Annotated in this window: 8 protein-coding genes; 4 read left to right on the forward strand and 4 right to left on the reverse strand. The window is 57.9% G+C overall.

All coding sequences use genetic code 11. The features are described 5' to 3' along the window. Positions 1 to 1105: 1105 nt before the first annotated feature. Positions 1106 to 3658 (forward strand): glycogen/starch/alpha-glucan phosphorylase, encoded by a 2553-nt coding sequence (locus GFS31_RS15800; RefSeq protein WP_198805740.1) that lies wholly within the window; start codon positions 1106 to 1108, stop codon positions 3656 to 3658. Positions 3659 to 3901: 243 nt separating this feature from the next. Here the strand turns inward: GFS31_RS15800 and crtB are convergent, their stop codons facing one another. Beyond that, complete coding sequence (crtB, locus tag GFS31_RS15805) at positions 3902 to 4828, reverse strand: 15-cis-phytoene synthase CrtB (protein ID WP_198805741.1); 927 nt, start codon at positions 4826 to 4828, stop codon at positions 3902 to 3904. 492 nt (positions 4829 to 5320) lie between these two features. Here crtB and glyA point away from each other — a divergent pair, with 492 nt between their 5' ends. Next, entirely contained in the window at positions 5321 to 6604 is a 1284-nt protein-coding gene (gene glyA, locus GFS31_RS15810; protein ID WP_198805742.1) for a serine hydroxymethyltransferase, read from the forward strand. A 270-nt stretch (positions 6605 to 6874) separates the two neighbouring features. Then, entirely contained in the window at positions 6875 to 7933 is a 1059-nt protein-coding gene (locus tag GFS31_RS15815; RefSeq protein ID WP_198805743.1) for a glycosyltransferase family 4 protein, read from the forward strand. Positions 7934 to 8219: 286 nt separating this feature from the next. On the opposite strand, the gene GFS31_RS15820 is transcribed toward GFS31_RS15815, so the two are convergent. Continuing rightward, complete coding sequence (locus tag GFS31_RS15820; RefSeq protein ID WP_198805744.1) at positions 8220 to 8375, reverse strand: PCP reductase family protein; 156 nt, start codon at positions 8373 to 8375, stop codon at positions 8220 to 8222. Positions 8376 to 8547: 172 nt separating this feature from the next. Between GFS31_RS15820 and GFS31_RS15825 the strand changes: the two genes are divergently transcribed. After that, positions 8548 to 9330, forward strand: a complete 783-nt coding sequence (locus GFS31_RS15825; protein ID WP_198805745.1) for a dienelactone hydrolase family protein — start codon at positions 8548 to 8550, stop codon at positions 9328 to 9330. Positions 9331 to 9515: 185 nt separating this feature from the next. Here the strand turns inward: GFS31_RS15825 and GFS31_RS15830 are convergent, their stop codons facing one another. Beyond that, on the reverse strand, positions 9516 to 11546 hold the full coding sequence (locus GFS31_RS15830; RefSeq protein WP_198805746.1) for a DICT sensory domain-containing protein: 2031 nt from the start codon (positions 11544 to 11546) through the stop codon (positions 9516 to 9518). A gap of 205 nt (positions 11547 to 11751) precedes the next feature. Beyond that, on the reverse strand, positions 11752 to 12381 hold the full coding sequence (gene pth / locus GFS31_RS15835; protein ID WP_198805747.1) for an aminoacyl-tRNA hydrolase: 630 nt from the start codon (positions 12379 to 12381) through the stop codon (positions 11752 to 11754). Positions 12382 to 12419: the final 38 nt, after the last annotated feature.

The following is a 12419-nucleotide window of genomic DNA, read 5'->3' on the forward strand; positions in this document are numbered from 1 at the left end:
CCAGGGGGGCTTCCGTATCTTGGGCTACGCTTTTTTGCGTTGGGTCGTCATGGCTATTCTGGCAGAACCAAGACTGGCCGAGAATCGTGGGCAGGTTGGGTTCTCCTGTCGCGCTATCCAACCCACGAAGTATCAAGACTTTTCAGTGTTGTGTCTGTTCTCCAATATTTTGCAGGCCCAATTTGGAATAAAGTCTAAACTTTCCTCCGATTGTCTGTAACCGTTGCCACACTAGAAAAAACCTAAGAAAAGCTTAGGGATCACCTCCTCTAGATCCAGTAAATTCAGCCTGCTTTTTCCTTCGCTTCCCATTCAAATTGGCCCTAGGGTCGGGCCTTCGCCTCATCCTAAATTAGCAATCTCCTCAGCCGCTACAACTAGGGACTAAGGCTGAAATGATCAGCCTCAATTCTCAGATAACGCCGCCGCTGATGACTGGTGATCTAGGACGACAACACCAGATTGAAACCGCAAAAGTCCCTTCTCCGCAATATTTTGTTACATCGTTAGAGACTCTGTACATCAAAACTTTAGGCCCAAGGCAGATTCAAAAATTTACCTAGGGAGGCATTGATTAAAATAACTTCATATTGCTACATGGCTCTCTCATAATGCAATGGCAGGACAAAAACCGTTAAAGGGCGTTGGATAACGATCCGGGGCTCTTTAAACCTAGGATGAGCACATTCATTTTTGGGCGATCACAAACCATGATTGATCACAAAAAAATTGGGATCGCCAAAGAAGCGATCTGCGGCCTTAGTAAAGCCTTTACAAAGCTCTGCACGCTTCGTCTTGAAAGCCGCTACCATGAAATCACTTAATTCGATTGAGTGAATTGATTTCGATATCGTTGTGTGTCGCGTAACGCTTATCAATTGGCGGTTTAGCCCATGGAAGCATCCGTACCCTGGTAGCTCTCCCTCAACCAGGTGCGTGACCCCCAAGAGGGGATGCGATAACTCCCATTGCCCCTTTGCAACCAGCGAATTCATAACTATTCCACGATTCAACCGACTAAGTGCACCCTTTGAGTGTGTCTGGGGCCAGGTTTTGGCTGCTGTGCTCAGGGGCTAGACCGTTCCCACGTCGTTAGGGGCCACCCATGATCAGACCATCAACTCAGATTTCCCAGGCTTCCAGCCCTCGCGTTCAGGTGACAGCCAGTTCTGCGCCGACCTCGCCCTATCCCGCGCCGCCGCTGCAACCCGTCTACAGCGAGTCGTCGGAACAGCTGAAGCAGGCGCTTTTCAACAATCTCCACTGCGAACAGGGCAAGGATGAGCAGTTTGCCAATGCCCACGACTACTACATGGCCCTGGCCTACAGCGTGCGCAACGAACTGATGAAGAAGCGCATCCGCACCGCCAAAACCTACGCTGATGCTAAGGCCAAGGCGGTCTACTACCTATCGGCGGAATTTCTGATGGGGCGGCACCTGGGCAACGGCCTGATCAACCTGGGTCTGCACGAAACCATGCGCCACACCCTGGCGGACATGGGCCTCGATTTGGATGAACTGCTGGAGCGAGAGGCGGAACCGGGCCTGGGCAATGGCGGATTGGGTCGGCTGGCGGCCTGCTTTATGGATTCCTTGACGACCCTGAACCTGCCCGCCATTGGCTACGGCATTCGCTATGAATTTGGCATTTTCACCCAGGTGCTCCACAACGGCTTCCAGCACGAGCAGCCGGATAAGTGGCTGAGCTTTGGCAACCCCTGGGAGATCGCCCGTCCCGATTACCAAGTTGAAATCAAATTCGGCGGCTACACCGAGGTCTACAAAGATCACGACAACGACTACCGCGTGCGCTGGATGCCGGGACAGACGGTAATCGGCATTCCCCACGATTCCCCGGTTCCGGGCTACGGCACCGAGAACGTCAACATTCTGCGGCTGTGGAAGGCGGAGGCGGGCAGCGCCTTTGACCTCCATGCCTTCAACGCTGGAGACTACTTTGGGGCCGTGGCCGACAAGATGATCTCCGAGAACATCACGAAAGTCCTCTACCCCAACGACGAAACCCGCCAAGGGAAAGAACTGCGGCTGCAACAGCAGTATTTCTTCGTGGCCTGCTCGTTGCAAGACATCATTCGTCTGCACCTGCGGGATCATGGCCATCTGGAAACCCTGGCCGACTTTGCCGCTATCCAGCTCAACGACACCCACCCCGCCATTGGCGTGGCGGAACTAATGCGGATTCTGCTGGACGAGCATCACTTTGACTGGGATCAAGCCTGGGGCATCACCCAGAAATGCTTTGGCTACACCAACCACACCCTAATGCCCGAAGCCCTGGAATGCTGGTCGGTGGATTTGTTTGGCCGCTTACTGCCCCGCCACCTGGAATTGATCTACGAAATCAACCACCGCTTCCTCAGCCAGGTGAAGCTGCGCTATCCCAAAGACCCCGAACGGCTGGAGCGGCTGTCGCTGATTGCCGAAAGCCCGGAACGGAAAGTTCGCATGGCCAACCTCGCCTGTGTGGGCAGCCACGCCATCAACGGGGTCGCCGCCCTGCACACGGAACTGCTGAAGCAGGACGTCCTGCGCGACTTCTACGAACTCTGGCCCGACAAATTCACCAACAAAACCAACGGCATCACCCCCCGTCGCTGGCTGTTGCAATGCAACCCCCGCCTGTCCCAGTTGATTACCGAAACCATCGGCGAAAGCTGGATTACCAACCTGGATGACCTGCGCCAACTGGAAGCTCACCTGGATGACCCCACCTTCCAGCAGGCATGGCATTCCATCAAACAGTCCAACAAGTGGGATCTGGCCCACATCATCCACAGCCGCCTCGGCATTGAGATCAACCCCGACTCCCTCTTTGATGTGCAAATCAAGCGCATCCACGAGTACAAGCGGCAGTTGCTCAACATCCTCCATGTCATCACCCTGTACCACCGGATTTTGCAGCACCCTGACCAGCCCATCGTGCCCCGCACGGTGATCTTTGGCGGCAAGGCGGCTCCGGGCTACGCCATGGCCAAACTGGTGGTGAAACTGATCACCGCCGTCGCCGATGTGGTCAACGCCGATCCCATCGTGGCCGGACAGTTGAAGGTGGTGTTCCTGCCCAATTACAACGTGTCCTTGGCCCAGCGCATCTTCCCCGCCTCGGATCTGTCGGAGCAAATTTCCACCGCTGGCACCGAAGCCTCCGGCACCGGAAACATGAAGTTTGCCCTCAACGGTGCCCTCACCATCGGCACCCTGGATGGGGCCAACATCGAAATCCGCGAAGAAGTGGGGGCCGACAACTTCTTCCTGTTTGGCCTCACCACCGAACAGGTCGCCGCCTGCAAGGCTGTGGGTCACAACCCCTGGTTCTACTACGACACCAACCCCGAACTGAAGCGCGTCCTCGACAGCATCGCCAGCGGCCTCTTTGCCCCCGACCATCCCGATCTGTTCCTGCCCCTGCTGGATTCCCTGCTGGTGGATGACCCCTACCTGGTGATGGCCGACTACGGAGCCTACGTCCAGTGCCAGGAGCACGTTAGCCGCTGTTACGAAGACCAGGCCCGCTGGACGCGGATGTCGATTCTGAACGCGGCCCGCATCGGCAAGTTCTCCGCCGACCGCACCATCGCCGACTACACCCGCGACATCTGGCACGTCAAACCCATTGCGGTGAATCCAGAGGGCTAATTCTCAGGAACGGCATCCCAGTTTGACCCGTTTGCCGGGATGCCTCCTTCCCCTGAATGGGACCCGTCATTCTTTAGGGTGACGGGTCAATGTATGTCAATGTATAGCGGGTTTTAGTGGGGTGCGGTACAGCTAAAGGGGGCATGCCCCTTGCTCACGAAGTTGAGTGCGCCTAGGTGTACCTCACTTATCAGAGAACCGCCATAGCGTATCTAGGGGACGACTCGTTGAACTCAACCATCCCTAAAACACTCGCGCCTTCAGCAGTGCTCCGGGCAGGGTGGTCAGTTTGCGAAGGGAAGGTACATAGGCTCGACGGCTAAACACGTCGTAGCCGTTCTCTTCGATCACGTCCAAGATTTGGCGATACAGATCTAACGCCGCCCACACGGGCCAGCGGGCATCGGGGCTGAGTTGGCTGATTCCCGCCTCGGCTTCAGCGTAGTAGTGGCGGGCGCGGTCGATTTCAAAGGCCATCAGGGCACGCCAGCGGTCGTCCACTACCCCAGCCATCAGATCGGCTTCGGTGTAGTGGAATTGGGCCAAATCCTCTAGCGGGAGATAAATCCGGCCTCGGCGGGCATCTTCGCCCACGTCCCGCAGGATGTTGGTGAGTTGGTTGGCAATGCCAAGGGCTACGGCTTGGGGGGTGGGGTCAATGGGATCCTTGGGATGCCAGGGGGCGGTGTACAGTTCTGTATCGACGCCCATCACCGTGGTAGACATTAGGCCCACGGTGCCCGCCACTCGGTAGCAGTAGAGTTCGAGATCTTGGAACGTTTCGTAGCGGTTGCGGTGCAAGTCCATGCGCTGGCCCGCAATCATATCCCGGAAGGGCTGGATATCGAGGGGGAACTTCTCCAGGGTATCCACTAGGGCCACGTCTTCGTCATCTACGGGACAACCCGCAAACACCGATTCCAGTTGCGATTCCCAGCGGTCGAGGGTTTTCTCGTTGGTGAACTGAGCTTGGGGGCCATCCACCAGTTCATCGGTTCTCCGACACCACAGATAGATGGCCCAGATGGCGCGGCGCTTGGCGGGGGCCATCAGCAGGGTGCCCATGTAGAAGGTCTTCGAGTACTTTGCGGTGACTTGACGGCAAAGCTCGTAGGCTTCCTCGATGGAGGAGAGGGATGGGCGTGGGGGAGAATCAGTCAGTTGCAGCATCAATGTCCCAATCTGGAGAAGGTAAATCTCAAACCGACCACAGGTGTATCTGCTTAACTAGCCTCTCATAACTGCACCCATCATGGGAAAAACAGTTAGGATTGGCCCAAGACGACCCAGATTACACGGCATTTCGCTATGGACATGGCCAGGGAGTAGAAATGCTGCAACAGTCAACGGGCTGTGGCACTTATACAAAAACTAGGGGCTAGTTGTGTTGATTATATGTTGCAATCCGTAACATATGTCGAAAAATCCGATTTGGCTAGGGCGACCTCGGCCCTGGCCTCGTCCCAAAGTTGGGCCAGCCCGGATAGAATAGGAAACTGCACTCATTCGGTTCCAGCTTGGTGTTGGTCATCCTCATGGGAGCCTGAATCGCCCTAGGATGAATACCTCAGCGGCCCAGACCCGTTCTCAGGACGGTGGCGCTACCGGGGCCGATGGGTGCGGATCGCCTGTCCATCTCGATGCTTGCGGGGAGCCCAACTCGTGCCTGAAACCAACTTCGATTTCCTTGTCCAATCCGATCCATTGCTGGCCACCATTGTGCAGCGCGAACTGCAACGCCAGCGGGATCACCTAGAGCTGATCGCCAGCGAAAACTTCACCTCGGCAGCGGTGATGGCGGCCCAGGGGTCGGTGCTCACCAACAAATACGCGGAAGGCTTGCCCAACAAGCGCTACTACGGCGGCTGCACCTTCGTAGACGAGGCCGAGCAACTGGCCATCGACCGCGTGCAGGAACTCTTCGGCGCGGCCCACGCCAACGTGCAGCCCCACTCCGGTGCCCAGGCTAACTTTGCAGTATTCCTGGCCCTGCTGAACCCCGGCGACACCATCATGGGGATGGATTTGTCCCACGGTGGCCACCTCACCCACGGATCGCCTGTGAATGTGTCGGGTAAGTGGTTCAAGGTGGTGCAGTACGGCGTCAGCCGCGAAACCGAACAACTCGACTTCGACGCCATCCGCGCCCTGGCCCTAGAGCATCGGCCCAAGCTGATCATCTGCGGTTATTCCGCCTATCCCCGCACCATTGATTTCCAAGCCTTCCGCGCCATTGCCGACGAAGTAGGCGCGTACCTGATGGCTGACATCGCCCACATTGCGGGTCTAGTCGCCGCTGGACTGCACCCCAACCCTGTGCCCCACTGCGATGTCGTCACCACCACCACCCACAAAACCCTGCGCGGCCCCCGTGGCGGCTTGATTCTCACCCGCGACGCCGAACTGGGCAAAAAGTTCGACAAGGCGGTGTTCCCCGGCACCCAGGGCGGCCCCCTAGAGCACGTCATCGCCGCCAAGGCCGTGGCCTTTGGGGAAGCCCTGCGGCCTGAGTTCAAGGTTTATTCTGCCCAGGTGATTGAAAATGCCCAGCGATTGGCCAACCAGCTACAAAATCGTGGCTTCAAGGTGGTCTCCAACGGCACCGACAACCACCTGGTGCTGGTGGATCTGCGATCCATCGGCATGACCGGGAAGCGGGCCGACCAACTGGTGAGCACCGTCAACATCACCGCCAACAAGAACACGGTGCCCTACGACCCCGAATCGCCCTTTGTCACCAGCGGTCTGCGCCTGGGCTCCCCCGCCATGACCACCCGTGGCCTGGGCAGCGATGAGTTTGCCACCATCGCCGACATCATTGCAGATCGTCTATTGAATCCAGAGGATACGGCAATGGAAAGCCGCTGCCGGGATCGGGTCGCCGCCCTGTGCGAACGCTTCCCCCTCTATCCCCACCTGGGCGGTCGCGTTCCGGCCCTGGTCTAGGGTTTAGCGGTTGGGGCTGAGTTTTGCCTAGGGTGGGCTCGCCCCTACAGTTGCCACCAAACTTCACACAGACTCCATGGAGAGGGACAGCGAAGGTTAAGGTTTAGCCTTCACGATCTGTCATAATCTGCATGGAGTTTTGTTCATTTAGGAAAAGTCAACCTATCCTATGGACGAATGCCCCCTTAAAAATCATAGGGGTCGCTTCCAGCAAGGCCGTTTGCCCTCCAGCCGCCGAGGCCGTTCAGTTCCCTCCCCCTAGGAGTTCAGATGCCGTTTCATCTGTATCACTTTCTCGCCTTTGTTGTTTCCATGGCCGTTGTGCTGGTGACAACGCCCATCGTGCGCCGCATTGGCCTAAAAAGTGGGCGTGTGGATTTGCCAGGGGGACGCAAGGTACACAACCAGCCCATGGTGCGGCTGGGGGGTGTGTCGATTTTTCTGGGCACCTTTACGGCGCTGATCCTAGCCTGGGCCACCGGGGGCTTTCTGGACGGCAGCGGCCAGTACCTCGCGCCACCCCAGGAGTTTCAGATTTGGGGTGTCACCATTGGCGGGCTGGCCTTCTTCCTGATTGGGCTAATGGACGACCTGTTTGGGCTATCTCCCCTCAGCCGTTTGATCATGCAGGCGCTGGTTGCCACCATTGCTTGGCATGTGGGTGTCAGCATCGACTTTCTCACCATTCCCTTCTACGGCCTCACTCCCCTGCCCGACCTCATTAGCTTGCCTGTGACGATCTTCTGGCTGGTGGGCATGGCCAACGCCATCAACTGGATCGATGGTCTGGATGGGTTGGCGGCGGGGGTGTCCGGCATCGCCGCCATTGTGATGCTGGTGGTGTGTCTGTTTATGGGTCAGCCTGCCGCTGCTCTGATTGCTGCCGCCCTGGCTGGCGGTGCCCTCGGCTTTTTGCGCTACAATTTCAACCCCGCCAAAATTTTCATGGGCGATGGGGGAGCCTACTTTATGGGCTTTACCCTGGCTGGGGTCGGCATCATTGGCCTCGTCAAAACGGTGACGACCGCCGCCGTGCTGCTGCCCTACCTGATTCTGGCGGTGCCGATTCTGGATATGTCCGCCGTGATCTTGGATCGGCTGCGTTCCGGCAACTCCCCCTTCATTGCCGATAAGCGCCACCTGCACCACCGTTTGCTCCAAGCCGGACTCTCTCACCGGGTCACAGTGCTATTTATCTATGTGCTCACCCTGTGGGCGGGTAGCCTTGCCCTAGCCTTTGCGGGGATTCCTAGCGGCGTGGCCTATGCCCTAGGAGCCACCGCCTTGCTGAGCTACACGGGCTGGCGGCTGCGGCAACAGGCCCGGTAGATAGGGTTGATCATTCTGACGTCCCATCGAGGAGAACGTTCCCACCTGACTGCCTTTCGCCCACTTGTGTCAGGCAGTCAGCGTTTCCACTGTAGGTGATTTAGGGACGGTGGCCTTTTCGGCCAGTCAACGGTGCAGCGGGCGGTCTTTTTAGGGATTGTAGGCAGTCAGAACGTAGGGCGCATTCGCGACGAGAACCCCACCCGATTCCACCATAAACTCTGTGATTCGTCGCAATGCACCCTCAAGGAACTACGGTTAGGGGCGTTTCAGCCGAGGATAAGGCTTAGCCGAATTGTTTTTTGGCGTCTTCGTAGACGGCTTCTGTAATTTGGCTAATGCCTTGATCTTGGGCAAATTTTTCAATTTTTTTGCGGGCGGCGGGGCGCACAAAGAAGGGGATTTCCTTCAGGCGGGCTTCAGCTTCGGCAGTCCAATCCATCGTCAACAATCTCCTAGGGCCAAGGGTTCACACCAGAACGTTGGTCGCCCAAACGGCTGAGAAGCGCCCTTGCAAGGCTCTCTCTCCCTTTGCGTTCTGCTTCAAACTTCTTTACGATACCAGGGTCGGACTGCGCCTTAGCAACGGTCAATCACTGTGAGAGGAGATTGTGATGAAAAAATTAGGACTGATGGCCCTTGCTGCCGTCCTCGCCCTAGGTATGGTGTTGGGGATTAGCCAAGTGGTACGGGCCGATATCGTCCAAGAGTCGGTGACATACACCATCGACGGTCAGCCCTACGAGGGTTATTTTGCCATTAACCAGGGCTTTGGCAACAACCAGCCCCTAGTGCTGCTGGTGCATGACTGGAACGGGCTGGACAGCTACGAAATGCGCCGCGCCCAAATGCTGGCGGAGCAGGGCTATGCCACCTTTGCGGTGGATCTCTACGGCCAGGGCGTACGGCCTCGCAATACCGAAGAATCCCAAGCGGAAAGCGGCAAACTCTACGCCGACCGAGCCACCATGCGGGCACGGCTGGCGGCTGGCTTGGCCGAAGCCCAGCGGATGGCCGGGGTGGATGGCGATGATGTGGTGGCGCTTGGCTACTGCTTTGGCGGTGCGGCGGTGCTAGAAATGGCCCGCGCTGGCATGGATGTGGACGGATTTGTGTCCTTCCACGGCAGCTTTGAGACCCCCGCAGGCCAAGACTATAGCCGCACCCAAGGGCGGGTGCTGATTCTGCATGGTTCTGATGACCCCGTGGCCCCCATGGCCGATGTGGCCCAACTGGCCGCTGAGATGGATGCCGCCAATGTGGACTTTGACATGGAAATCTACGGCGGCGTAGACCATGCCTTCACCGTCTGGTCAGCAGGAGATCGCTACGATGGCCCTGCGGATCGCAAATCCTGGCGGGCCTTGCTCACTTTCCTGGGCGAAACCATCGACTAGGGTGGGTCAGTAGATCGCAAAGTCCCCCGCAGCCCTCACCCCCAGCCCCTCTCCCAGAGAGGAGAGGGGGGCCGGAAAATCCTTCAAAGTCCCTCTCCCAGCTTAGGAGAGGGATTTGGGGTGAGGGCTGGATCGTGGCAAAAGAGTGAGTCTGTGATCTACTGAGAGTTCATCATCCAGCCAAGTTAGTCATCCAGCAAAACGGAGGGGTTGCCAGGAACCGTAGCGGGTTGTCCAGATCGCTGAGGGCGGCGGACGTCAAGGGTACTGCGGCCCTCGCCCTTGCCCTGGGCGATGGGCACCGTGAAGTGAAACTGGCTACCCTTATGCTTGCCTTCTGAGTCGGCCCAGATGGTGCCACCCAGTCCTTCCACGATTTGGCGGCACATGGCTAGCCCCAGCCCGGTGCCCCCGGTGGTGCGGCGCAGGGCTCCCTCTTCTTGGTAGAACCGATCAAACACCGCATCGAGACGGCTGGGCTCAATACCGCGCCCGGTGTCGGCGATGGTGACTTGAAGATGGGTGGGGCTAGATCGCGTCACCTGGATGGTGATTTTGCCGTCGGTGGGGGTAAACTTGCTGGCGTTGTCGAGGAGCTTGACCAGCACTTCCACCAGCCATTCTCCATCGGCCCGCACCAAGGGCACCGACTTGGGAATTTTTACCTTGATGTTCGACACAGAAGCACCGTCGTGGTGGGCGTTCACGCTGCTCAGGGCCAGATCCACACATTCCTGAATGGCGAGGGATTCCAGATTCCACTCCACCCGGCCACTCTCCAGCTTTGAGAGGGTGAGAAAGTCCTGCACGAGCTTACGCATCCGTTCCGCGTCCTCCAGGGCAGCCTGGATCATCACCTGCCGCAGTTCAGCGGGCATATCCGGCTCGGTGGACAGGCTCTCTAGGCATACCTGAATGGTGGACAGGGGCGTTCGCAACTCGTGCCCGGTGATGGCGATCAGGTTGGCGCGGGTCAGGTCGAGGGCTTCGAGCTGGCGGTTGAGGTCTTGTAGGTTGGCGTAGGCTTCGGCTTGGATAATGGCCACACTCAGTTGGGCGGCAATAGCATCCACTAGGGCTTTATCGTCCTCCGTCCAGTCGTAGGGGCTCGCCTGACAGTGGTGTAGCTCGATCATCCCCACCAAACGCCCTTGGTAGGTGAGGGGCGCAATCAGCCAAGACTGAATCCGCCAGCGGTCTAGCAGCAGCCGAATGGCGTCTAGCTCGTAGCGAAAGGGCGACTCTGGATCGTGGGTATCGGAGATGGCCACAATCTCCTTCGTGTCTTGCACATAGTCAAACAGTGGGCTGGTGGCCAGGGGCCAGGTTTCCCCCAGCAGCGATTCCACCATGGCCTGTCGGTGCTCATGCTCGACGGTGACGGTGGCATCAGTGGCGGCACAGGGGTAGATCAGGCAGCGGCACACGTTTAGAGCCTGCCCCAGTTCCGAAGCCGCTTGCTCGAAGATTTCTGTGGCGTCTAAAGACTGGCGAATCACCGACGTAATGGTGTTCACCAGCCGCTCCCGCTGCTCTTGGGCGGCGATGGATTTGTAGGCTTTCAGCAGCTTATACTGCCCCGCCTGAAGGTAGGTGACGAGCCGCTGGGTAAAGGGGTCGGGGCTGGCTTTGCCGTCCAATCGGTTGGACGGGGCTGCTGCCGGATGGAGGTAGCGCTGTTTGGCCACCTGCACCTTTTCCGCCAGGTAGGGCCGATACTGGGCAATACGATCCAGCAAAATCTCCGCCGAACGCTGGGTCACGTAGGCATCCTGCGTCCAAATGCCCTCAAACCGACGGTTCTGATCGAGGGCTGGCTGGCTAGGATCATCGTGGACTGGGCGCTCCCGACAAATCAGACAGGCTTGATAGTCGTTGCTGATGACCACCAAGTGCCACTCATAAACCAGGGCATCTTCCGGCTCAAAGGCAATGGTTTCATAGTTCTCCGAACGGCTGGTAAAGCTGGTACCTGCTGCGGCCAGCACGTAGAGTTGATCACTCAGCTCCGCAATCCGCAGGTAGCGACTGGCCTCCTGGAGGTAAAACCGCTCTTGCTGAAAACTCGCAATCACCAGCGCCCCACCCGCCCCAGCCAGAATGTGATCCTCCATGGCGTGGGACAGGGCCGTTAATGAGGTTTTGAAGTAGAGTCTGGGTCTAAGCTGAGGAATTGCCGTTAACAATTCTTCCACGACAGATGTGGAATTGCTCATAATGCAAGCCAAGGAACCGTCATTGCAATCTCGCCCTAGGGATGCCCAGAATGAGCCAACCCCTTGCGATTGCTGCCTTCGCAGCCATTACTTCCCCCTAGCCTACCAGTTGACGGCAAAGCCTTAGCATTTTGTAATCTTTCGCCAAAATTGGCGATGAAAGATAAGAATTTGACACGCATCAGCCGCCCAATCAGCCGCCCAATCAGCCGCCTAACTCCATGCCGTTGTAAAGGCTCATGGCCTTCTCTACACCGTCGGTCAGGCTTTTCTCCAGCGCCCGCACGGCTACCTCCACCACTTCATCCATGGTCTGCCGCTCGGCCTTAGAGAAATTGCCCAGCACATGGGACACCACCGCCTGATCGCGCTCTGCCTCGGTGCGGGCCGCGCCAATGCCAATCCGCAGACGGCAGAACTCCTGGGTTTTGAGGTGAGCGATGGTGGACTTCATGCCGTTGTGCCCCCCCGCAGAGCCGGACAGCCGCAGCCGCAGCTTGCCCACAGGCAGATCCATATCGTCGTAGACCACCAGCACGGTGCCAGGGGCGAGTTTGACCCAATCCAGCACCGCCCGAATAGACTGCCCCGAACGGTTCATGTAGGTCAGGGGCTTCAGCAGGTGAATTTTTTGGCGATGGAGGCCCATCCCCGCCCCATATTCCCCCTGAAAACGACGCTCCTCCTTGAGGGGAATCGCCCACCGCTTCGAGAGTTGATCCACCACATCAAAGCCAATATTGTGGCGGGTGCCCGCATACTTAGGGCCTGGGTTCCCTAGCCCCACAATCAGGCCAATGGGCAGGCGCTCTGGCTGGGCCGCAGCATCAGTCATAGTGGTCTCGCGTTGCTTGTCCTTACAGGTTTTGTGGG

The sequence above is a fragment of the Leptolyngbya sp. BL0902 genome (assembly GCF_016403105.1).
GTDB lineage: Bacteria > Cyanobacteriota > Cyanobacteriia > Phormidesmidales > Phormidesmidaceae > Nodosilinea.